Annotated in this window: 19 protein-coding genes; 5 read left to right on the top strand and 14 right to left on the bottom strand. The window is 71.5% G+C overall.

Annotated elements, in window-relative coordinates; genetic code table 11:
• Positions 1–32: 32 nt before the first annotated feature.
• The gene (infC, locus tag AC0NZN_RS15895) at positions 33–653 is read right to left on the bottom strand and encodes a translation initiation factor IF-3 (RefSeq protein WP_474593292.1); all 621 of its coding nucleotides are present in this window, start codon (positions 651–653) and stop codon (positions 33–35) included.
• 290 nt (positions 654–943) lie between these two features.
• On the opposite strand from infC, the gene AC0NZN_RS15890 reads away from it, so the two are divergent.
• Positions 944–1,318 carry a DUF1844 domain-containing protein gene (locus AC0NZN_RS15890; RefSeq protein ID WP_474593320.1) on the top strand — a complete coding sequence of 125 codons (375 nt, stop codon included), beginning with the start codon at positions 944–946 and terminating at the stop codon, positions 1,316–1,318.
• 3 nt (positions 1,319–1,321) lie between these two features.
• On the opposite strand, the gene AC0NZN_RS15885 is transcribed toward AC0NZN_RS15890, so the two are convergent.
• The 7 genes from AC0NZN_RS15885 to AC0NZN_RS15855 all read right to left on the bottom strand — a co-directional run bounded on the left by AC0NZN_RS15885 (position 1,322) and on the right by AC0NZN_RS15855 (position 7,140).
• Positions 1,322–2,713, bottom strand: coding sequence for a pyridoxal phosphate-dependent decarboxylase family protein (locus AC0NZN_RS15885; RefSeq protein ID WP_474593291.1), 1,392 nt, complete (start codon positions 2,711–2,713; stop codon positions 1,322–1,324).
• A gap of 73 nt (positions 2,714–2,786) precedes the next feature.
• Entirely contained in the window at positions 2,787–3,593 is an 807-nt protein-coding gene (locus AC0NZN_RS15880; RefSeq protein WP_474593290.1) for an SseB family protein, read from the bottom strand.
• Complete coding sequence (gene priA / locus AC0NZN_RS15875) at positions 3,577–4,323, bottom strand: bifunctional 1-(5-phosphoribosyl)-5-((5-phosphoribosylamino)methylideneamino)imidazole-4-carboxamide isomerase/phosphoribosylanthranilate isomerase PriA (protein ID WP_474593289.1); 747 nt, start codon at positions 4,321–4,323, stop codon at positions 3,577–3,579. Before priA ends, AC0NZN_RS15880 begins: the two co-directional genes overlap by 17 nt.
• Before the next feature lie 55 nt (positions 4,324–4,378).
• On the bottom strand, positions 4,379–5,017 hold the full coding sequence (gene hisH / locus AC0NZN_RS15870) for an imidazole glycerol phosphate synthase subunit HisH (protein WP_474593288.1): 639 nt from the start codon (positions 5,015–5,017) through the stop codon (positions 4,379–4,381).
• The gene (gene hisB / locus AC0NZN_RS15865) at positions 5,014–5,619 is read right to left on the bottom strand and encodes an imidazoleglycerol-phosphate dehydratase HisB (protein WP_474593287.1); all 606 of its coding nucleotides are present in this window, start codon (positions 5,617–5,619) and stop codon (positions 5,014–5,016) included. Before hisB ends, hisH begins: the two co-directional genes overlap by 4 nt.
• Positions 5,616–6,707, bottom strand: a complete 1,092-nt coding sequence (locus AC0NZN_RS15860) for a histidinol-phosphate transaminase (RefSeq protein ID WP_474593319.1) — start codon at positions 6,705–6,707, stop codon at positions 5,616–5,618. The genes hisB and AC0NZN_RS15860 overlap by 4 nt, the downstream gene beginning before the upstream one ends.
• A gap of 43 nt (positions 6,708–6,750) precedes the next feature.
• On the bottom strand, positions 6,751–7,140 hold the full coding sequence (locus AC0NZN_RS15855; protein ID WP_474593286.1) for a LysM peptidoglycan-binding domain-containing protein: 390 nt from the start codon (positions 7,138–7,140) through the stop codon (positions 6,751–6,753).
• A 254-nt stretch (positions 7,141–7,394) separates the two neighbouring features.
• Between AC0NZN_RS15855 and lexA the strand changes: the two genes are divergently transcribed.
• Both lexA and AC0NZN_RS15845 read left to right on the top strand, forming a co-directional pair.
• On the top strand, positions 7,395–8,090 hold the full coding sequence (gene lexA / locus AC0NZN_RS15850) for a transcriptional repressor LexA (RefSeq protein WP_474593285.1): 696 nt from the start codon (positions 7,395–7,397) through the stop codon (positions 8,088–8,090).
• A 164-nt stretch (positions 8,091–8,254) separates the two neighbouring features.
• The gene (locus AC0NZN_RS15845) at positions 8,255–10,093 is read left to right on the top strand and encodes a hypothetical protein (protein WP_474593284.1); all 1,839 of its coding nucleotides are present in this window, start codon (positions 8,255–8,257) and stop codon (positions 10,091–10,093) included.
• 48 nt (positions 10,094–10,141) lie between these two features.
• Here AC0NZN_RS15845 and metE read toward each other — a convergent pair whose 3' ends face one another.
• Both metE and AC0NZN_RS15835 read right to left on the bottom strand, forming a co-directional pair.
• Positions 10,142–12,463 (bottom strand): 5-methyltetrahydropteroyltriglutamate--homocysteine S-methyltransferase, encoded by a 2,322-nt coding sequence (gene metE / locus AC0NZN_RS15840; protein WP_474593283.1) that lies wholly within the window; start codon positions 12,461–12,463, stop codon positions 10,142–10,144.
• 106 nt (positions 12,464–12,569) lie between these two features.
• Positions 12,570–13,532: a methylenetetrahydrofolate reductase gene (locus tag AC0NZN_RS15835; protein ID WP_474593282.1), complete on the bottom strand. Its 963-nt coding sequence runs from the start codon at positions 13,530–13,532 to the stop codon at positions 12,570–12,572.
• Between the two features lie 203 nt (positions 13,533–13,735).
• On the opposite strand from AC0NZN_RS15835, the gene AC0NZN_RS15830 reads away from it, so the two are divergent.
• A complete protein-coding gene (locus tag AC0NZN_RS15830) occupies positions 13,736–15,622 on the top strand; it encodes a S9 family peptidase (RefSeq protein WP_474593281.1) in 1,887 nt (628 codons plus the stop codon).
• Between the two features lie 19 nt (positions 15,623–15,641).
• On the opposite strand, the gene hflX is transcribed toward AC0NZN_RS15830, so the two are convergent.
• The gene (hflX, locus tag AC0NZN_RS15825) at positions 15,642–17,192 is read right to left on the bottom strand and encodes a GTPase HflX (protein ID WP_474593280.1); all 1,551 of its coding nucleotides are present in this window, start codon (positions 17,190–17,192) and stop codon (positions 15,642–15,644) included.
• Positions 17,193–17,277: 85 nt separating this feature from the next.
• On the opposite strand from hflX, the gene AC0NZN_RS15820 reads away from it, so the two are divergent.
• The gene (locus AC0NZN_RS15820; protein ID WP_474593279.1) at positions 17,278–17,919 is read left to right on the top strand and encodes a class I SAM-dependent methyltransferase; all 642 of its coding nucleotides are present in this window, start codon (positions 17,278–17,280) and stop codon (positions 17,917–17,919) included.
• 17 nt (positions 17,920–17,936) lie between these two features.
• On the opposite strand, the gene dapF is transcribed toward AC0NZN_RS15820, so the two are convergent.
• The 3 genes from dapF to miaB are packed head-to-tail and all read right to left on the bottom strand — an operon-like array spanning position 17,937 to position 21,296.
• Complete coding sequence (dapF, locus tag AC0NZN_RS15815) at positions 17,937–18,788, bottom strand: diaminopimelate epimerase (protein ID WP_474593278.1); 852 nt, start codon at positions 18,786–18,788, stop codon at positions 17,937–17,939.
• Positions 18,789–18,792: 4 nt separating this feature from the next.
• Positions 18,793–19,755: a tRNA (adenosine(37)-N6)-dimethylallyltransferase MiaA gene (gene miaA, locus AC0NZN_RS15810; RefSeq protein ID WP_474593277.1), complete on the bottom strand. Its 963-nt coding sequence runs from the start codon at positions 19,753–19,755 to the stop codon at positions 18,793–18,795.
• Positions 19,752–21,296, bottom strand: coding sequence for a tRNA (N6-isopentenyl adenosine(37)-C2)-methylthiotransferase MiaB (gene miaB / locus AC0NZN_RS15805; RefSeq protein ID WP_474593276.1), 1,545 nt, complete (start codon positions 21,294–21,296; stop codon positions 19,752–19,754). Before miaB ends, miaA begins: the two co-directional genes overlap by 4 nt.
• Between the last annotated feature and the right edge of the window lie 36 nt (positions 21,297–21,332).

The following is a 21,332-nucleotide window of genomic DNA, read 5'->3' as shown; positions in this document are numbered from 1 at the left end:
TCAACCCGCGGGTGCGGGAGTCTTGGGGAGTGCTACTCCGCCGCCGCCTCTGCAGCGGGGACGTGGGCCTCGGGGGCCTCGCCGGAGCCGGACTCGGGTGCTGCACCGGTTCGCGCCTGACGGGCCGCCTCCTTGTTGGCGGCGCGTGCGGCGTTCTGCTCGGTCTTCACCTCGGACTTGTTCTTGTGCGGGGCGATCACCATGACCATGTTGCGACCGTCGATCGTGGGGTTCGACTCGACGGTGCCGAACTCGGCCACATCCTCCGCGAACTTGCGGAGCAGGCGGACGCCCTGCTCGGGACGCGACTGCTCGCGGCCGCGGAACAGGATCATGGCCTTCACCTTGTCGCCGGACTGGAGGAAGCCCTCGGCGCGCTTGAGCTTGGTCGTGTAGTCGTGGGCCTCGATCTTCAGCCGGAAGCGGACCTCCTTGAGGACCGTGTTCGCCTGGTTGCGGCGGGCTTCCTTCGCCTTCTGCGCGGCCTCGTACTTGAACTTCCCGTAATCCATGATCTTGACGACGGGCGGCTTCGAGTTGGGTGCGACCTCGACGAGATCGAGGTCGGCCTCCTGAGCCAGGCGCTGCGCCACCTGGATGCTGACGACGCCGACCTGCTCGCCGTTCGGCCCGACGAGTCGGACCTCGGGCACACGGATGCGCTCATTGGTGCGGGGATCGCTGATGCGGAACTCCTCTTTCGTGCGGGTGGATGAGCCACCGCGGCACGGGGAGCGTCGCGGGCGGAAGAAGGAACACTCCACCCGAGGCACGGTGCGTTTCCGCACCGGCTCCTGCACCCTCGCTACCCCCCCGGAGGGGGCGGAGTGCTCGACCCGGTAGCCTGGAGCGGCAAGCGCGGGTGGGATGTGATCCTCTTTCGTCTCGGAGCAGAACGCTCCGGAGCCCGCAACAGTCTATCAGAGAGCAAGACGTGGACACGATTCAGGGTGACGACGGCCGCAGGACGCAGTGGGAAGACCAGGAGCGGGCCGCGGCATCCGCCACGCGCGACATCGCGGACGTGCCCGCCGTCGAGGTCATCACCACCGCCGCGGTCCATCTGATGAGCGCGGCCGCCGTGAAGGTCGGCCTCGCCGATGACCCCGAGACCCAGACCGACCTCGACGAGGCTCGCAAGCTCATCAACGCGCTCGCCGGTCTCATCACCGCCGGTGCGCCCGAGATCAGCGACGTGCACGCGCGCTCGCTGCGCGACGGCCTGCGCTCACTCCAGCTGGCCTTCCGCGAGGCCTCGGTCGTGCCCGACCCGATCGGGCAGGGGCCGGGCGAGAAGTGGACCGGCCCGGTCACCTGACCGTCACGATCGGGGCAGGGCGCGGGATGCGGCAGCCAGCGTGCGGGAGACCTCGGCGTCGTCGGTCGCCCAGTTGCTGACCGAGAAGCGCAGCACCGAACGCCCATGCCAGCGGGAGGACGACGCGAAGGCCTCCCCCGCCGCCCGGAGCGCGTCGGCCCACTCGTCGGTGCGCTCGTCCGTGTCGAGCGTCGCGCACACCTGGGTGAAGACGACGTCGTTGAGGATCTCGACGCCCGGGAGCCGCGACAGCCCGGTCGCGATGCGGGAGGCGCTGCCGGCGAGGCGATCGACGAGGGCGATCGTGCCGCTGCGGCCCATCGCGCGCAGCGCCGCCCACGTCGGCACGCCCCGCGCCCGACGCGACAGCTCGGGGACGCGGTCGTGCGGATCGGCGTGGTCGGCGCTCGCCACCGTAGCCAGATAGGCGGCCGACATCCCCATCGCGGCACGCAGCGCCCGGGGGTCGGCGACGATCGCCACCCCGCAGTCGTAGGGGACGCTGAGCGTCTTGTGGGCGTCGGTCGCCCACGAATCCGCGCCATCGAGCCCCGCGGTGAGGTGACGGGTGCGTGGCGATGCGGCCGCCCACAGTCCGAAGGCGCCGTCGACGTGGACCCATGCCCCCGCCGCGTGCGCGACCGCGATCGCCTCTTCCAGCGGGTCGAACGCGCCGGAGTGGAGATTGCCGGCCTGCAGCGCGACGATCGCGGGGCCTTCCCCATCCCCCAGCGCCCTCGCGAGCGCCGTCGGCACGAGGCGCCCCTGGTCGTCGGCATCCACCACCCGCGGTGCGCCGAGGCCCGCCATCCGCGCGGCGTGATCGACGGTGTCGTGGCGCTCGGCGCCGACCAGGAGACGGATGCGGGGTCCCCCCGCGAGCCCATCGACCGCGGCATTCCAGCCCGCGCGCCGCAGGACCTCGTCGCGGGCCGCGACCAGGCACGTGAAGTTCGCCATCGTCGCCCCGGTGACGAAACCGACGTCGGCGGTCGAGGGCAGGCCGAGCAGGTCGAGGATCCACTCCCCGGCGAGCTCCTCCGCCGCCACCACTCCAGGAGTCACCGCGCGCATCGCCGTGTTCTGATCCCACGTCGACACCAGCCAGTCCGCCCCGAGGGCCGCGGGCTGCGCGCCGCCGATCACCCAGCCGTAGAACCGCGGACTGCCCATCGCCATGATCCCCGGCTCGGCGGCGTCGGCGAGACGGGCGACGACGGACGCGGCATCCTCCCCCGTCTCGGGAAGCTCGCGACCGAGGGCGTCCTTCACCGCGTCCGCGCCGACGCGCGGTGAAATGGGGCGATCTTCGAGGCCGCGCCGCCACTCCAGGGCGCGGGCGTGCGCCAGCGCCAGCACGGCGCGATCGATGTCGGCCGACGCAGGATCCGCCATGTGTCACCTCCGCAGCATCCATCGGCACGCTACTCCGTGCGCCGATCCGGCGACACGGGGCGGCCGGCGCCGGTCAGTCGCCTCTGCGGAGCTTGACGGTCAGCGAATCGACGAGCACGGCGATACGGTCGTCGGCCGCCCAGCGGCGCGCGAGCCGCGCGAGCACGGCATCGAGCTCGGACTGGTCGAGCCCCGCCATGAGGTGCAGCTCCACGACGAGCTCGGGACCGCGCAGCCGCCCGGTCGGATCGCCGGGAGCGACCGCCAGGTCGATGACGGCGAGCTCGCCCGCCGTGCTCCGCTGAAGGCCCGCGTAGACCTCCGGTGAACGGTAGGACGGCTCCCACGCGAGTCCCTGGCCGATCGCCCAGACCGCGGGGCGACGCAGGACGAACTCGGTGTCCGAGGCCGGATCGATCACGATGAGGTCGGTCTCGTCGGCCGCGGCCGCCAACGCCGTGCGGACGCCCTCGGCAGGGATCGGCCGGGCTGCCGCGTCCCATCGCCCCAGAGTCTCGACGGACGTGAAGACGGGGAGGATGCGGCGGCCGTCGGGGGCGGCGACCGTCACGATCGACAGCTCCTGCGTCTTGTCGACGGGCAGCCCGTGCGCGCCGACACCCTCGTCGCCCTTCTCGGCGACGAGCGGGATGAGCAGGCGCGCCGTGCGATACGCCTCGACGATCGCGACCTCGTCGCACTCCCCGGCACGGAACCCCGTCAGCGCCGCGAGCAGCGCCGGGTCGGCGGAGCCGTCATCCGCGGCATGCGGATTCGGCTCGAACGAGCGGCCCTGCCACGGCTGCCCCGCCGAGTCGGCGCGGTGCGCCGCGTGGTCGTGCCCGCCGCCAGGGTGCGGGGCGTCAGCGTCCTGCGACATCCAGCGCCTCGGGCAGCGTGAAGGCGCCCGCGTACAGCGCCTTGCCGACGATGGCGCCCTCGACGCCGAGCGGCACGAGCTCACGCAGCGCCGCGATGTCGTCGAGGCTCGACACGCCGCCTGAGGCGACGACGGGCTTGTCGGTGCGATTTGCCAGCTCGCGCAGGAGCTCGAGGTTCGGACCGCGGAGCGTGCCGTCCTTGGTCACGTCCGTGACGACGTAGCGGGCGCATCCGGCTTCTTCCAGGCGGGCGAGCACCTCCCAGAGGTCGCCGCCCTCGCGCGTCCAGCCGCGGGCGGCGAGAGTCGTCCCGCGCACGTCGAGACCGACCGCGATCGCCTCGCCGTAGCGGCTGATCGCGTCGGCGGCCCACTCCGGGTTCTCGAGCGCGGCCGTGCCCAGGTTGACGCGCGTCGCGCCCGCCTCGAGAGCCGCTTCGAGGGAGGCGTCGTCGCGGATCCCGCCGGACAGCTCGATCTGCACGCCCCGCACCTGGTGGATCACGCGCCGGAGGATCGACGCGTTGCTGCCACGGCCGAAGGCGGCATCGAGGTCGACGAGGTGGATCCACTCGGCGCCCTGGTCGGCCCAGGCCCGGGCCGCATCCACCGGGTCTCCGTAGCTCGTCTCGCTGCCGGCCTCGCCTTGGGTCAGGCGCACGGCCTTGCCGTCGGCGACGTCGACGGCGGGCAGCAGGACCAGACGGGGGGTGTCGGAGAACAGGGTCATGGACTCTCTCGTGTTTCTTCGGGCGATGGATGCGACGGCACGCCGCCGCACGACGTCAGAGCGTCGCGATCCAGTTGGTCAGCAGACGGATGCCGGCATCCCCCGACTTCTCGGGGTGGAACTGCGTGGCCGACAGCGGGCCGTTCTCGACGGCCGCGAGGAAGGGAGCGGCGCCGTAGTCGCACCAGGTCAGCACCGGTTCGGGCAGCGGCGCCGTGTTCTGCAGGTGCCACTGCTGGGCGCCGAACGAGTGCACGAAGTAGAACCGCTCGTCCTCGATGCCGGCGAACAGCCGCGAACCCTGACCCGCGCGCACCGTGTCCCACCCCATGTGCGGGAGGACGGGCGCATCGAGCTCGGTCACGGCGCCCGGCCATTCGCCGAGCCCCTCGGTGTCGTCACCGCGTTCCACACCGCGCTCGAACATGACCTGCATGCCGACGCAGATGCCGAGCACGGCACGACCGCCCGCGAGACGACGATCGATGATCTCGTCGGCGCGGATGGCCCGCAGCGCATCCATCACCGCCCGGAAGGCTCCGACGCCCGGGACGACGAGCCCGTCCGCGTCTCGGATCAGCGCGCGATCCGCCGTGAGTCGTGCGTCGGCGCCCGCGGCGTCGAGCGCCTTCACCGCGGAGTGGACGTTGCCGCTGCCGTAGTCCAGGACGGCGACGAGCGGGCGAGAGCTCACAGCGCTCCCTTGGTGCTCGGGATGCCGATCACGTGCGGGTCGAGCGCCTTCGCCTGACGGAAGGCGCGCGCGAGCGCCTTGTACTCCGCCTCGGCGACGTGATGCGGGTCGCGGCCGCCGAGCACGCGGACGTGCACCGTCATGCCCCCGTGGAACGCGATCGCCTCGAACGAGTGGCGCACGAGCGAACCCGTGAAATGGCCGCCGATGAGGTGGTACTCGAAACCGGCAGGCTCCCCTTCGTGGACGAGGAACGGTCGCCCGCTGATGTCGACGACCGCCTGCGCGAGGGCCTCGTCGAGGGGCACGAGCGCGTCGCCGTAGCGCGAGATGCCCGACTTGTCGCCGAGGGCCTCGCGGATCGCCTGACCCAGGACGATGGACACGTCCTCGACCGTGTGGTGGGCGTCGATGTCGGTGTCGCCCGAGGCGCGCACGGTGAGGTCGGTCAGGGAGTGCTTCGCGAACGCGGTGAGCATGTGGTCGAAGAAGGGGACCGTGGTGTCGATGCGGCTCACGCCGGTGCCGTCGAGGTTGAGCTCGAGCTCGACCGTGGACTCGCTCGTCGCACGGCGGCGGGAGGCGGTGCGCGCGGACGTCATGAGCCCGATCCTAGCGAGGCCAGTGCGTCGAGGAACGCGGTCGTCTCCTCCTCGGTGCCCGCCGTGACGCGCAGGCTGTGCGGGATCCCGATGTCGCGGATGAGCACGCCGCGGTCGTACAGCTGCTGCCACGTCGCGTGCGGGTCGTCGACATCGCCGAACAGGACGAAGTTCGTCCACGATTCGTGGGCGGTGTAGCCGAGCGCCTCGACCGTCGCCGAGATGCGGTCGCGCTGCTCGACGATCTCGTCGACTGCGCGCATCATCTCCGGGGCGTGCCGGAGGGCCGCGCTCGCCGCGGCCTGCGTCAGCGCGCTGAGGTGATACGGGAGGCGCACGAGCCGCAGGGCGTCGATGACGTCGGGCGCTGCGGCGAGGTAGCCCACCCGGGCGCCCGCGAACGAGAACGCCTTGCTCATGGTGCGCGATACGACGAGCCGCTCCCGGTCGGGGAGCAGCGTCAACGACGACCGCTCGTCCTTCGGCGCGAACTCCCAGTACGCCTCGTCGACGATCACGATGCCGTCGGACGCTTCGTAGACCGCCTCGACGACCTCGAGCGACAGTGGCGTGCCCGTCGGGTTGTTCGGCGAGCAGAGGAAGACGACGTCCGGCCGGGCATCCGCGACCTGCCTCGCCGCGACATCCGGCGTCAGCGTGTAGTCGTGCTCGCGCTCGCCCGCGACCCACGATGCACCCGTGCCCCGTGTCAGGAGCGGATACATCGAGTAGGTCGGGCTGAAGCCGAAGGCGGTGCGCCCGGGACCCCCGAAGGCCTGCAGGATGTGCTGAAGCACCTCGTTGGACCCGTTCGCGGCCCAGATCTGGTCGCGCTCGAGGCCGTGGCCCAGGTACTCGGCGAATCCCTCGCGCAGAGCGGTGAACTCGCGGTCGGGGTACCGGTTCACATCGCGCAGCGCGATGGCGACGGAGTCGAGGATGTCGTCCGCGACATCCTGTGGCACGGGATGCGTGTTCTCGTTGACGTTCAAGGCGACCGGGAGCGGAACCTGCGGTGCGCCGTAGGGCTTCACGCCGCGCAGGTCGTCCCGGATGGGCAAGTCTTCGAGGGGGCTCACCCATCCCATCGTACGGGCCGCCACAGCGGGTGTTTCGTCGTGGGTCGAGGCCTCAGTGCCCGGCGGAGTACTGCGCCGGGATCGCGAGCTCCTGGCCGGAGTCCACCGTCACGCTGTCGAGCGCGTTCAGCCGAATGATGCTGTCGACGACATCACGCGGATCCGCCTGCGGCGCCACCTCTTCGGCGATCGTCCACAGCGACTGGCCGGGCTCGACCGTGACGGTGCGGAAGTGCACAGGGGCCCCCGCATCCTTCGCCGCGAACGCCGCTCCCCCGCCGACGACGAGCGCAGCGAGGATGCCGGCCACGGCCGGAAGGGCCGCCAGGCCGGCCACGACGCGACGACCACGACGCGTGAGCCGCAGGCGCGTGGGGTGCGCAGACGCTTCGGAGCGAGGCACGGCATGGATGCCGGTCACAGTCATCCCGATGGTGGTCATGTCGTCCTCCTGGTGGCGAGAGGTTCGCATCGGCTGCTCGGTTGGGAGCGCAGGGTGCGAACTTCTTTTCCGAAGTTACTTTCGATGTTCTAAACTGTCAAGCAGGACGTCGAATCGGATGCGGATCCCGAGCGACACGCGCCGGCTTCGGCCGCCTTGTCGTCGTCACCGGATACCGTTTCGACAGGAAGAGCACACCACCGACCTCCGACATTCGAAGACGACTGCCAGGCGGCAGAAGACAGGAGAGCCTCATGACCGACACTCCGAGCACTCAGCGCGAACGCGCCGAGCGTCCGCAGACGCGTCGTCGCAAGAGCCTCAGCGACAAGCAGATGGCGATCCTCGAGGTCATCCAGCGCTCCATCGCGCGCTACGGCTATCCGCCGAGCATGCGCGAGATCGGGGATGCGGTGGGCCTGAAGTCGCTGTCGAGCGTGACGCACCAGCTCAACCAGCTCGAGCTCAGCGGTTACCTCCGCCGCGATGCCGGCAAGACCCGGGCTATGGAGGTGCTCATCGACATCCCCGGCGTCGCGAGCGAGAACCCGGCCGACACGGCGCCCGCCGTCGGCGACGCCGCTCTCGTCCCGCTCGTCGGCCGCATCGCCGCGGGAGTGCCGATCACCGCCGAGCAGCAGGTCGAGGAGATCTTCCCCCTCCCCCGACAGCTCGTCGGCAAGGGCGACCTCTTCATGCTGAAGGTCGCGGGCGAGTCGATGATCGACGCCGCCATCTGCGACGGGGACTGGGTCGTCGTCCGCTCGCAGGCCACGGCCGAGAACGGCGACATCGTCGCAGCGATGCTCGAGGGAGAGGCGACGGTCAAGACGTTCCGCCAGCGCGACGGACACACGTGGCTGCTGCCGCGCAACTCCGCGTTCGAGCCGATCCTCGGCGACGACGCGACCGTGCTCGGCAAGGTCGTGGCGGTGCTGCGGGCGGTGTGAACCGCCTGAACGGTTTCATCTCGGTCTCATACTGATCGGGGGATGCCGCGGCGCTGCCTCGTCCGCCACAATGGTCGCAAACGCCCCTGGCTTCCATTCAGGCCGGGCGGCGCTCGGGGATAGGTGGGGACCGGCGCGATGAGCGCCGAGGAGAGGGGCACCCGATGACCGACACGACTGCAGCGCCGCCCGTGGCACCGCCGAGCACGGCGGAGCTCGAGCGGCGGATCGCCCAGCTGGAGGCCGAGAACGCGCGACTGGCTGCCGCGGGCGCGGGCGACGGCGCACGCGACGCCAAGAAGTCGAAACCGAGCGGGGGCGGCTGGCGCGCCTTCGTGTCGGCGCTGTGCATCGTCATCGCCGCGATCCTCGTGCCTGTGTCGATCGTGAGCGTGTGGGCGCGCACCCAACTCGTCGACGAGCAGACCTTCGTCGCGACGCTGGCGCCGCTGGCGAACGACGTGCACGTGCAGAACCTCGTCATCAGCGAGGCGATGGACGCGATCGATGCGAAGGTCGACTTCAATCAGATCACCGGCGACGTCATCGACGGCATCTCCGGTCTCGGCCTCGGGCCCCGCGCCACCGACGCCCTGAAGCTCCTTCAGAAGCCCGCGGCCGACGGCCTGCACAACCTCGTGCAGACGGGGATCACGAAGGTCGTCCAGTCGGATCAGTTCGCCGATGTGTGGGCGACCGCCGTCCGCGGGGCCCACCGCGCCCTCGTGACCACCGCGACCTCCGACGGCAACGGCGCCTTCGTCCTCACCGACCAGGGGCTCGGACTGAAGCTCGGACCCATCGTCGACCAGGTCAAGCAGAAGCTGGTGGCGTCCGGGGTGGGCGCAGCATCCCTCATCCCCTCCATCGACAAGACGATCATCATCGGCGACGGGTCGGCGGTCGGCACGATCCGCACCGTCTACGCCATCGCCGACTTCGCCGGTCTCTGGCTCCCGTTCGTGACTCTGGCGCTCTTCGCCGCCGGCATTCTGATCGCCCGTCGCCGCTCGACGGCGGTGCTCGGCGTCGGACTCTCGTTCCTGCTGAGCGGGGCGCTCCTGGCCGCGGTCTTCTCGGCCGGTGACATCGCGGTCAACGGTGCCGCCACCACTCTGAAGGTGTCGCCGTCGGCGCTCGACGTGATCTACACCGCGCTCATCGAAGACATGCAGCGCACGGCCCTCGTGATCGCCCTGCTCGGCGGTCTGGTCGCGATCCTCGGCTGGGTCACCGGGCGTTGGGCGCCGGCGCGCCACATCCGGGCGCTCTTCGGCGGTCTCAACGCCAGCGCCCGCACGTCGCTGGCCGCACGCGGCATGGATACCGGCCGATTCGGCCTCTGGATGGGCCGCCAGCGGGTCCTCGTGCGCACCGTCATCGTGGTGCTCGCAGTCATCTGGCTGATCCTGCTGCGTCCTCTCTCGGTGGGCGACATCTTCCTGGTGCTGATCGTCGCGCTGCTGGTCACGTGGGTGCTCGAGCTGCTGCAGAAGCGCCCCGATGACATCGAACGCGCCGCGGCGGCCCGTGTCGCCGAGGACGAGAGCCTCGGTGAGCAGGCGACAGCGCCCTCGCCCGCGATGGCCGGGGGCGCATCGCCGGATGCCGTCTTCGCCGCGACGATCGCGGAGACGGCGCCGGCGGCGACCCCCATGGCTATCGCGGAGACGGCGCCGGCCGCGACCCCCATGGCTATCGCGGAGACGGCGCCGGCGACCCCCACGCCAACCCCGACGGCAACCCCGGCCGAGGGGCCCGAGAGCGCCGCAGCAGCGGCAGCGGCCGATGCGGAGTCGGCCCCCGCCGCGAAGCCGCGACCCGCCCGCAAGCCTTCCGCGAAGTCTCGTGTGAGCGCGACGGCCGCGGGCGGCGCGGCCGCCGAGGACGAGACGGCGCCGAGCGACGCCGACACGGCCGTCATCCCGGACGCGGACGCGACAGACACGGCCGTCATCCCGGACACCCCGGATGGCGCGGACGGCCCGACGGCCAAGAAGTAGCGGACACAGCGGGAGGGCCGGCGCATCGCGCCGGCCCTCCTGCCCATCTCACGCGGTGATGCGCAGACTCTTCCGGACGGCATCCGTCGCCTCGACCAGGTTGCGCAGCGCCGCGACCGTCTCGTCGTAGCCACGGGTCTTCAGCCCGCAGTCCGGGTTGACCCACACCTGACGCGCGGGAATCCCCTCGACGGCGCGCTCGACCAGGCCCGAGATCTCCTCCACGCTCGGCACCCGCGGCGAGTGGATGTCCCAGACGCCCGGGCCGACGCCGTGCGAGAACCCGGACTCGGCGATGTCGCCGATGACCTCACCCCGGCTTCGCGCCGCCTCGATCGACGTCACGTCGGCGTCCAGAGCCGCGATCGCGTCGATGACCACGGCGAACTCCGAGTAGCAGAGATGGGTGTGCACCTGCGTGGCGTCGGCCGCGCCGGCCGTCGCCAGCCGGAAGGCACCCACCGACCAGTCGAGGTAGTCGGCCTGCGCGTCTGCCGCCAGCGGCAGCAGCTCGCGCAGCGCGGGCTCATCCACCTGGACGATGCCGATCCCGGCCTGCTCAAGGTCGGCGATCTCGTCGCGCAGAGCCAGAGCCACCTGCCGCGCGGTGTCGGCCAGCGGCTGGTCGTCGCGCACGAACGACCAGGCGAGGATCGTCACCGGACCGGTCAGCATCCCCTTCATCCGCTTGGCGGTGAGCGACTGCGCGTACCTCGCCCACTCCACGGTGATGGGCGCCGGACGCGACACGTCCCCCCACAGGATCGACGGGCGCGTCGCCCGTGAACCGTAGGACTGCACCCAGCCGTGCTGGGTCACCGCGAACCCGTCGAGGTTCTCCGCGAAGTACTGGACCATGTCGTTGCGCTCGGGTTCCCCGTGCACCAGCACGTCGAGTCCGAGGTCCTCCTGCAGGGCGACGACCCGCGCGATCTCCTGGCGCAGGAAGCCCTCGTACTCCTCGACCGTCGATTCGCCGCGCGCGAGACGGCCGCGGGCGCGCCGGATCTCTCCGGTCTGAGGGAACGATCCGATGGTCGTGGTCGGCAGAAGCGGGAGCTCGAGCGCCGCGTCCTGAGCCGCCACCCGCACCTCGTACTCGGCGCGTCGGAAGTCGTCCTGCGTCAGCGCCGCAGCACGCTCGCGCACGGACCCGTCGCGCACGCCCGGCGCCTCGCGACGATCGGCGAGGGCGAGGGATGCCGCGTCCAGGGCATCGGCGATCGCCTCCCGACCCTCGGCACGTCCCCGGGCCAGCGCGACGACCTGCTCGACCTTCTGATCGGCGAAGGCGAGCCACGACGCGAGTCGCTCGTCGAGCTCGGTCTCGTCGACCACATCGTGCGGCACGTGCTGGAGCGAGGTCGACGTCCCCGCCGACACCGCGCCGGCGCCGAGATCGCGCAGCCGCTCGAGAGCGTCGAAGGCCCCGGCGAGGTCGCCGCGCCAGATGTTGCGTCCGTCGACCACTCCCGCGACAAGAGTCTTGCCCGCAAGGCCCGGGTGCGCGGTCGGCACTCCGCCGCGCACGAGATCGACGGCGAGAGCCTCGACCGGCGCGTCCGCGAGCATCCGCCACGCGGCATCCGTCACCTGCGCGTAGGGAGCCGCGACGAGGATGCGGGGGCGGTCCTCGGCCGCGCCGAGCACGTCGTATGCGCGTGCAGCCGCCTCCGCCAAGGCCTCCGGGGCCGCGAGGCTCTCGCTCACGAGCGCCGGCTCATCGAGCTGCACCCACTCGGCACCGGCCGCCCGGAGGTCGGCGAGGAGGCGGCCGTAGACGGGCAGGAGGTCGTCGAGGCGCTCGAGAGGGGTGAAGCCCTCCGGAGCGGCGTCGGACGCCTTCGCCAGCGCGAGGAGGGTCACGGGTCCGACCACGACCGGGCGGGTCGTGTATCCCTCTGCGCGCGCCTGCGCGACCTGGCGCGCGAACCGGTCGCTCGAGAGGGCGAAGACAGTCTCGGGTCCGATCTCGGGAACCAGGTAGTGGTAGTTCGTGTCGAACCACTTGGTCATCTCGAGCGGGGCATGACCGGCATCGCCGCGCGCCGCCGCGAAGTACGCGGCGAGGCCGATCGAGCCGTCGGGTGCGCGCACGTCGTCGAACCGCTCGGGAAGGGCCCCGACCGCAGCCGCGGCATCGAGCACCTGGTCGTAGAAGGAGAACGACTCCGGGATGGCGGAGTCGCCGCGCCCGAGTCCGAGGTCGGCCAACCGGGCGCGGGTCGCCGCGCGCAGGTCGGCCGCGACGGCCTCCAGGGCCGCCTCGTCGATGGCTCCGGCCCAGTGCTGCTCGACGGCGCGCTTGAGCTCGCGGCGGCGGCCGATGCGCGGGTAGCCGAGGATCGTCCCGGCGGGGAAGTCGGTCATTCTCTGTCTCTCTCTCACTGCGATGGATGGGTGCGGCGGATGGGGCGTTTCCGGGGTCGCCGAGCAGACCCGCCGGAGGGCCGACGGATCGTTCGACGGGAAGGCGTCAGGCGGCGGCCAGGATGCCGGCCTCCCCCAGGACGGCCAGGACGGTGTCGTGGTTGTTGAACGCGTACAGGTGGACGCCGGGCGCACCGCCGGCCAGCACCTCGCGGGCGAGCTGGGCGGAGTGGGCGATGCCGATCTCGCGCTGCCCCTCGGCCGTGGGCTCGACGTCGAGCGCGATGGCGAGGTCGCTCGGCAGCGCCTCCTCGGTGAGCTCGAGCACGCGGCGCAGGCGCTGGGGCGAGGTGATCGGCATGAGCCCGGGAAGGATCGGGATCGTCACGCCTGCGGCGCGGCAACGCTCCACGAAGCCGAGGTACTGGTCGGCGTGGAAGAACAGCTGCGTGATGGCGAAGGTCGCGCCGGCGGCCTGCTTCGCCAGGAGCGTGTCGATGTCGTCCTGCGCGTACCGGGAGCGCGGATGCCCGTTGGGGAAGGCCGCGACGGCGATCTGCACGTCATGCCTCCGCGCCACGCGAACGGCGCCCGGGAAGACACCCTGCTCGGCGTAGGGCATGTGCTCGGCCTGCACGCGGTCGATCAGCTGGACGAGCTGCGCCGCGCTCTCGAGGTCACCGCGGGAGAGCTCGTCGAGGACGCCTCCGGCGGGCGGGTCGCCGCGGAGGGCGAGGAAGTTGAGGATGCCGGCATCCAGGAATTCGCGGATGAGGGCGCTCGCGCCGCCGTACGTGTTCCCCACGCACGTGATGTGGGCGAGGGGCTCGACGTCCGTCGACTCGAGGATGTGCCGCAGCACCTCCAGCGAGCGGCCTCCGGTGGAGCCGCCGGCGCCGTACGTCACCGAGATGAACCGAGGACCGACGGCCGCGAGCGCCGCGATCGTCGCGTGGAGCCGGTCGAGCGGCACGCCCGGGCGCGGCGGGTAGATCTCGAAGGAGACGGGCGCGCCGGCGGGGTCAGCGCCGTGGATGGCGTTGTGTGGCGTGGGCGACACGAGGGACATGGATCCTCTTCGGAAGGCGGAGGCCGGACGGCCGCGGACGGCGCGCTCCTGAGCTGGGCACAGGTGCGCGTGTTGTCGCGGGCGGGTGCCGGGCTCGGCTGTCGCTCCCATCCGGCGCAGGTCCGGACGTGTCTCCACGGTAGCGGACGGTGCTCCGCGCTCGATCGGTGTGACGGACTGTTTCACCGCGTAGCGTGGAGCGCATGTCGCTGACGCTCCCCTACGGCTCGTGGCCTTCTCCTGTCTCCGCCGCCGAGGTCGCCGAGTCCTCTCCGCGCATCGACGGCGCCCGCTTGGTCGGCTCCGACATCTGGTGGGGGCAGACGGTTCCCTCGGAGGGCGGGCGGACGACGGTGATGAGCCAGGCGAACGGCTCACTGCTCCCTGCTCCCTGGGACGTGCGCTCCCGCGTGCACGAGTACGGCGGCGGAGCGTGGACGGCCGCAGGCGACGCGCTGGTCTTCGTGCAGAAGACGGATCAACGCGTCTGGATGCTCGCACCCGGAGCCGGGCCGCAACCGCTGACACCGGCGGGCTCGGGCATGCGATTCGGCGGGCTCGTCTTCGCGTCGTCGCGGCTGCTCGCCGTGCGCGAGACGCACCGAAACGGCGAGCGGGTTCCGCGGCGCGACATCGTGGAGATCCCGATCGACGGATCGGCCGCCGCGGACGCGGGTGCCCTCGCATCCCTCGCCTCCGGCAGCGACTTCCTCGCGCAGCCGGCCCTCTCCCCCGACGGCACACGACTGGCGTGGGTCGCGTGGAACCATCCGGACATGCCGTGGGACCGCACCGAGCTGCGGGTCGCGACGCCCGGTGCATCAGAGTGGACGGTCGTCGCATCCGGGTCGAGCCGTGCGCCGCTGCAGCCCGAGTGGGACGGCGAGGATCTGCTGTTCGTCGACGACCCGCAAGGGCGCTGGAACCTGTACCGCCGGCACGACGGCGACATCCAGCCGGTGGCGCCCGCCGATGCGGACACGGGCGGCGCCCTGTGGGTGCTCGGCGAGCGCTGGTTCGCGCCCCTCGCCGACGGGCGGATCATCGCCGTACGCACCGAGGGCTCGGACGAGCTCGTCCTCGTCACGCCCGACGGCGTACGTCCCGTCGCCGTCCCGGCTCGCGCCGAGCTCGTCGTAGAGGACGTGCAGGGGTCGCAGGTCATCGTGTCCGGAGTCGGCCCCGCGGGACCCGGCCTCTGGCTGGTCGACGTCGACCAGGACCGCGTGGAGACCATCGCGGGAGGAGTCTCCCGATGGGGCGACGAGTGGATGCCGCGCTCCCGCGCCGTGACGTTCGACGGCGCCCACGGCGATGTGCACGCGTACGCGTACCCGCCGACGAATCCCGGGGCTGCCGCCCCGGATGACGAGCTCCCGCCCTACGTGGTCTTCGTGCACGGCGGTCCGACGTCGCACGTCGGCGGCGCGGCATCCGCCAAGATCGCCTATCTCACGAGCCGCGGCATCGGCGTCCTCGACGTCAATTACGGCGGGTCGACGGGCTACGGTCGCGAGTACCGCGAGCGCCTGCTCGGACAGTGGGGCATCGTCGACGTGGACGACGTCATCGCCGCCGCCCGCGGGTTGGGGGATGCGGGTATCGCCGACCCGGCGCGCATCGCCATCGCCGGCGGGTCGGCCGGCGGCTGGACGGTGCTCTGCGCCCTCGCGCGCGGCGGGGCCTTCGCCGCAGGCATCAGCCGGTACGGGGTCGGCGACCTCCGCGCGCTCGCTGAGGACACGCATGACTTCGAGTCGCGGTATCTCGACGGGCTGGTGGGACCGCTGCCGGAGGCTGCGGCGCTCTACGCGGAGCGCTCACCCCTCAACCACCTCGACCGCTTCGCGGTGCCGCTGCTCATCGAGCAGGGGCTGGAGGACCCGGTCGTGCCGCCCTCGCAGTCGGAGGCGGTGCGCGACGCGCTCGCCGCCCGCGGCGTGCCGCACGCCTACCTCGCGTTCGAAGGAGAGAGCCACGGCTTCCGCCGCGCGGAGACGATCGTCCGCACGCTGGAGGCCGAGGTCGCCTTCCTCGGCGCCGTCTTCGGGTTCACGCCGGACGGGCTGCCGGCCCTCGAGCTCAGCTGAGGCCGGCGATGGCGAGGCCTCAGTCGATGCGCCGGTTGACGGCGAAGGGAGCGAAGTCGGCGGCCAGACGCTCGGACACGTAGGCGTGCAGCGCGGTGCCGCCCTCCTCGTGCTCCTCCGAGACGATGTGGCCCGACTCGTGGGCGGCCGACACGAGGTCGCCCCGGTCGTATGGCACGAGTGCGCGTATCTCGACCGCCGGCAGGGGCAGCGTAGCCTCGATCGTCGAGCGCAGCTCGTCGATGCCCTCCCCGGTGCGCGACGACACGAAGAGCGCGTTCGGCGCCAGGCCGCGCAGCACGAGCCGCGTGTCCGGGTCCACCAGATCGGCCTTGTTGAAGACCACGATCTCGGGGATGTCGCGGGCGCCGACCTCGCCGATCACGTCGCGGACCGTCGCCAGCTGCGCCGCCGGGTCGGGATGCGACCCGTCGACGACGTGCACCACGATGTCGGCGTCCGCCACCTCTTCGAGCGTCGAGCGGAAGGCCTCCACGAGCTGGTGCGGGAGGTTCCGCACGAAGCCCACGGTGTCGGTCAGGGTGTACACGCGCCCGTCGGCGGCCTCGGCACGACGGACCGTCGCATCCAGCGTCGCGAACAGGGCGTTCTCCACGAGCACGCCCGCGCTCGTCAGACGGTTCAGCAGCGACGACTTCCCGGCGTTCGTGTACCCGGCGATCGCGACGGAGGGGATGGTGTTCCTTCGGCGCTCGGCGCGCTTGGCCTCTCGTGCGGGCGCGAAGTCGCGGATCTGCCTGCGCAGCTGCGCCATGCGCGTGCGGATGCGACGACGGTCGAGCTCGATCTTCGTCTCACCGGGTCCGCGCGAGCCCATGCCCGCACCGCCCGCGCCGACCTGGCCACCGGCCTGGCGGCTCATCGATTCGCCCCAGCCGCGCAGGCGGGGAAGCAGGTATTCGAGCTGCGCGAGCTCGACCTGCGCCTTGCCCTCGCGGCTCTTCGCGTGCTGGCTGAAGATGTCGAGGATGACCGTCGTCCGATCGATCACCTTGACCTTCACGACGTCTTCCAGGGCGCGACGCTGGCTCGGCGCGAGCTCGGTGTCGGCGATCACGGTGTCAGCGCCGACAGCTGCGACGATCCCGCGCAGCTCCTCGGCCTTGCCGCGTCCGACATACGTGGCGGGGTCGGGATGCGGGCGCCGCTGCAGCACGCCGTCCAGCACCACCGCGCCGGCGGTCTCCGCCAGAGCGGCGAGCTCGCGCAGGGAGTTCTCGGCATCCTCCGTCGCCCCCTGCGGGTGGACGCCGACGAGCACGACGTTCTCGAGACGCAACTGCCGGTACTCGACCTCGGTGACGTCCTCGAGCTCGGTCGAGAGGCCGGGGACGCGTCGCAGCGCCGCGCGCTCCTCACGATCCCACTGCTGGCCGTCGCTGTCTGCGGTGCTCACCGTGGCGGCATCCTGCAGCGCCTGCGCGGCACCGAACGTGCGTGCGGTCGCCCGCGGTTCGGCGTGGCCCAGCACGCGCTCGACCACATCCGTCTGAGCGGCATCCGTCTGGGTGCGGCCCTTCTGCACGCCGTCGTTCGAGGTCTCCGTCATGTTCTCCTCTCGAGGTGCCCGGTTCCGGGCATCCGTAAACTCTACGCCTCCCGCGCGAGCCGCCTCCTCCGCTACGCTCGCACCTATGGGTAGCGACCATTACTTCACGTCGTCACCCGCAAGCCCCGAGAATCTCCGCACGCTGCGCGTGACCCTGAGCGGTCGCGCACTCGAGGTGATCACTGCAGGCGGTGTCTTCAGCCCGGATCGGCTCGACACCGGCACCCAGGTGCTCCTCTCCAACACTCCCCCGCCTCCGGCGGGGGGACAGCTGCTGGACCTCGGCTGCGGGTGGGGCCCCGTCGCGCTCTCGCTCGCGCTCGAGGCGCCGCACGCCACCGTGTGGGCCGTCGACGTGAACGAGCGAGCGCTCGATCTCGTGCGGCGGAACGCCGAGGCTCTCGCCCTCCACAACGTCAACGCCGTCGTGCCGGACGATGTTCCCGACGACGTCACGTTCCGCACGATCCGCTCTAACCCGCCGATCCGCGTCGGCAAGAACGAGCTCCACGGCCTGCTCGAGCGGTGGATACCCCGGCTCGACGAGCGCAGCGACGGCTGGTTCGTCGTGCAGCGCAATCTCGGCTCCGACTCGCTGCAGCGCTGGCTCGCGGCGAGCTTCGACCACGGCTACAGCGTGTTCCGCGCGGCGACGGCGAAGGGATACCGCGTCCTCAAGGTCCGCCGTCACGGGACCCCGCCGACCGACGCGATCCCGCTGCCGTAGGGATCGCGCACCGGGCATCAGGCGAGGGCGACCTCGCCGCTGAACACGAGAGCCGCGGGCCCGGAGAGGTGCACGTGGCCGTCGGCGACGCGCACACCGAGCTCGCCCCCGGGCACCTCCACGACCCAGTGGTCGGGTGCGGCGCGTCCCGCCCAGTCACGCACGGCCAGAGCGGATGCGGCGACCCCGGTGCCGCAGCTGAGGGTCTCGCCCACGCCGCGCTCGAACACCCGCATGCGGATACGGCCGACGCCGGCGGTGACGAGCGGGTCCGCCGGCACGACGAACTCGATGTTCGTACCCGCCGGCGGCTCCGGGTGGAGCTGCGGCCGAACGGCGAGGTCCAGGCCGTCGAGCTCTTCGTCGCTCGGCAGTGCCACCACGACGTGGGGGTTGCCGACGTCCACGCCGAGACCGGGCCGCGGGACGTCGAGTCCGCGTGCGCGCACGAGGACGTCGCCCTCCTCGATGCGGAACTCGCCCAGGTCGACCTCGTAGCCGCGGTCGCTGCGACTGACGAGCTTGACGCCGGCACGCGTGCCGATGGGGAGGGGCGCGTCGAAGGAGGCGAGGCCCGTCTCCTCGAGGAACTTGGCGAAGACGCGGATGCCGTTGCCGCACATCTCGGCGATCGAGCCGTCGGCGTTGCGGTAGTCCATGAACCACTCCGCAGCATCCGTCGCCGCGCCGTCCGGGATCGCCCGCGAACGCACGACGCGAAGGATGCCGTCTCCCCCGATGCCGAATCGCCGATCGCACAGGACGGCGACCTGATCGGCGGTGAGTTCGAGGGCACCCTCGGGGTCCGCCACGATCACGAAGTCGTTGCCCGTACCGTGACCTTTCGTGAAGGGGACGGTCGTGGCCATGGCCTCAGTCTAGGGCGCCCGCCCCGTGGATCAGCTCGGCGGCGGAAGCGCCGGAGCCGACCCACTCGATGTCCGGATAGCGTCGGAACCACGAGACCTGGCGCCGCGCGTAGCGACGCGTGAGCGCCTGGGTCTCAGCGATCGCCTCCGCCTCGCTCTTCTCGCCCGTCAGCTGCGCGAGTGCCTGCGCGTACCCGATCGCGCGGCGCGCGGTGAGGCCCTGCTCGAGTCCCTGGGCGCGCAGCCGCGAGACCTCGTCCACCAGACCGTCCGCCCACATCCGCTCGACGCGGGCGTCCAGCCTCGGAACCAGCTGGTCGCGGTCGGTGCGCACCCCGATGATGCGCGTGTCGGGATGCCAGAGCACAGGCTCGTCCGGGAGGGTCGCGCCATGCGTGGCCTCCCCCTGGGCGAGGACCTCCAGCGCGCGCACGATCCGGCGCCCGTTCCGCGGATCCACCCGCTCCGCCGTCGCCGGATCCAGTGCCCGCAGCCGTGCGTACAGCGCACCCGGGCCGTCGCGGTCGAGCTCTGCCTCGAGCTGGGCGCGCAGCTCGTCGTCGTGCGGGGGGAAGCGGAAGTCGAACACCACGCTCGACACGTAGAGCCCTGATCCGCCGACGAGGACCGCATCCTTCCCGCGCTCATGGATGCCGCGGATCCCGGCACGCGCCGCCTCCTGGTACCAGGCGACGGCGGCCTCCTCGGTGACCTCGAGCACGTCGATGAGGTGATGAGGGATGCCGCGGCGTTCACCGACGGGCAGCTTGGCGGTGCCGATGTCCATGCCGCGATACAGCTGCATGGCGTCGGCGTTCACGATCTCCGCCGATCGCCCGCTCACGGCCAAGGCCTCGGCGAGATCGAGCGACAGCGCGGACTTGCCCGTGCCGGTCGCCCCGACGACCGCCCACACGCGTGGCCCGTGGTCGCTCTGTGCCCCTCCGAGGGTCGGGTGGCGGCTCACACGCCGACGCGGAGCGTCGGGAGCCCGAGAGAGACCGCGCCGCCCGGCGTCGAGCCGTGCGCGGGGACCGCGCAGGACTCGGCCTGAGCGCGATCCCAGGCGTCGCCTGCGCGCGTGCGGCGGATGCGCAGCGGTGCGCCGTCAGGAGCATCGGCGAGGAGGTGGAACGGCGCGGCGTGGGTGATCACGACCGAGACGACATCGCCCGGGCGCGGAACGTCTGATCCCTCCGGCACTTCGAAGTGCACGAGCCGGTTGTCTTCGGCGCGCCCGGTGAGTCGATGGGTCGCCGCATCCTTCTTGCCCTCGCCCGTCGAGACGAGCACCTCGACCTCGCGGCCCACCTGCTTCTGGTTCTCCTCGAGCGAGATCCGCTCCTGCAGGGCGATGAGACGGTCGTAGCGCTCCTGCACGATGTGCTTCGGGACCTGGTCATCCATCGTCGCGGCGGGGGTGCCCTCACGGATGGAGTACTGGAACGTGAAGGCCGCCGTGAACCGTGCCGCCTCGACGACGCGCATCGTCTCTTCGAAGTCCTCGTCGGTCTCGCCCGGGAATCCCACGATGATGTCCGTCGTGATCGCCGCGTTCGGGATCTTCGCGCGAACGCGGTCGAGGATGCCGAGGAACTTCTCGCTGCGGTACGAACGACGCATGGCACGCAGGATGCGGTCGCTCCCTGACTGCAGCGGCATGTGCAGCTGCGGCATGACGGCGGGCGTCTCGGCCATCGCGTCGATCACGTCATCGGTGAACGCAGCGGGATGCGGGCTGGTGAAGCGGATGCGCTCGAGTCCCGCGATCTGGCCCGCCGCACGCAGGAGCTTGCCGAAGGCCTGCCGGTCGCCGAACTCGACGCCGTACGAGTTGACGTTCTGTCCGAGCAGTGTGACCTCGATCGCGCCGTCCTCGACAAGGAGGCCGATCTCGCTCAGGATGTCGCCGGGACGGCGGTCCTTCTCCTTGCCGCGCAGGCTCGGAACGATGCAGAACGTGCAGGTGTTGTTGCAGCCGACCGAGATCGACACCCAGCCGGAGTGCACGCTGTCGCGCTTGGTGGGCAGTGTCGAGGGGAACACCTCGAGCGACTCGAGGATCTCGAGCTCCGCTTCCTCGTTGTGGCGTGCGCGCTCGAGGAGGCGCGGGAGCGAGCCCATGTTGTGCGTGCCGAACACGACGTCGACCCACGGCGCCCTGTCGAGGACCGTCTGCTTGTCCATCTGCGCGAGGCAGCCGCCGACGGCGATCTGCATGCCCTCATGGTGGTCCTTGCGGGACTTCAGGTGTCCCAGCGTGCCGTACAGCTTGCCGGCAGCGTTGTCGCGCACCGCGCACGTGTTGATCACGATGATGTCGGCTTCGCCCCCCGCCTCGACGGGGACGTAGCCGGCACTCTCGAGAGAGCCCGAGAGTCGCTCCGAGTCGTGCACGTTCATCTGGCAGCCGAAGGTGCGCACCTCGTACGTGCGGGCACTGCCGTTCGGAGCGAGCGCGGCGGGAGAGGGCGCGATGATCGCGGGCACCGAAGACGGAATGGTCATGATGACAGCCATTCTACGAGCCGGTCCCGACGAGGC

The sequence above is a fragment of the Microbacterium sp. sgz311019 genome, from assembly GCF_056135325.1.
Note: the sequence above shows the minus strand (reverse complement) of the source record. Positions and strands in the feature narration are given on the sequence as shown.

What these genes read in the sequence shown, in the direction of transcription:
- AC0NZN_RS15885 (WP_474593291.1), bottom strand. Translation starts at nt 2,713, where the DNA reads ATGGCGGATCCTGCGTCGGCCGACATCGATCGCGCCGTGCTGGCGCTG.
- AC0NZN_RS15880 (WP_474593290.1), bottom strand. Translation starts at nt 3,593, where the DNA reads ATGTCGCAGGACGCTGACGCCCCGCACCCTGGCGGCGGGCACGACCAC.
- priA (WP_474593289.1), bottom strand. Translation starts at nt 4,323, where the DNA reads ATGACCCTGTTCTCCGACACCCCCCGTCTGGTCCTGCTGCCCGCCGTC.
- hisB (WP_474593287.1), bottom strand. Translation starts at nt 5,619, where the DNA reads ATGACGTCCGCGCGCACCGCCTCCCGCCGCCGTGCGACGAGCGAGTCC.
- AC0NZN_RS15860 (WP_474593319.1), bottom strand. Translation starts at nt 6,707, where the DNA reads ATGGGATGGGTGAGCCCCCTCGAAGACTTGCCCATCCGGGACGACCTG.
- AC0NZN_RS15855 (WP_474593286.1), bottom strand. Translation starts at nt 7,140, where the DNA reads ATGACCACCATCGGGATGACTGTGACCGGCATCCATGCCGTGCCTCGC.
- lexA (WP_474593285.1), top strand. Translation starts at nt 7,395, where the DNA reads ATGACCGACACTCCGAGCACTCAGCGCGAACGCGCCGAGCGTCCGCAG.
- AC0NZN_RS15845 (WP_474593284.1), top strand. Translation starts at nt 8,255, where the DNA reads ATGACCGACACGACTGCAGCGCCGCCCGTGGCACCGCCGAGCACGGCG.
- metE (WP_474593283.1), bottom strand. Translation starts at nt 12,463, where the DNA reads ATGACCGACTTCCCCGCCGGGACGATCCTCGGCTACCCGCGCATCGGC.
- AC0NZN_RS15835 (WP_474593282.1), bottom strand. Translation starts at nt 13,532, where the DNA reads ATGTCCCTCGTGTCGCCCACGCCACACAACGCCATCCACGGCGCTGAC.
- AC0NZN_RS15830 (WP_474593281.1), top strand. Translation starts at nt 13,736, where the DNA reads ATGTCGCTGACGCTCCCCTACGGCTCGTGGCCTTCTCCTGTCTCCGCC.
- hflX (WP_474593280.1), bottom strand. Translation starts at nt 17,192, where the DNA reads ATGACGGAGACCTCGAACGACGGCGTGCAGAAGGGCCGCACCCAGACG.
- AC0NZN_RS15820 (WP_474593279.1), top strand. Translation starts at nt 17,278, where the DNA reads ATGGGTAGCGACCATTACTTCACGTCGTCACCCGCAAGCCCCGAGAAT.
- dapF (WP_474593278.1), bottom strand. Translation starts at nt 18,788, where the DNA reads ATGGCCACGACCGTCCCCTTCACGAAAGGTCACGGTACGGGCAACGAC.
- miaB (WP_474593276.1), bottom strand. Translation starts at nt 21,296, where the DNA reads ATGACCATTCCGTCTTCGGTGCCCGCGATCATCGCGCCCTCTCCCGCC.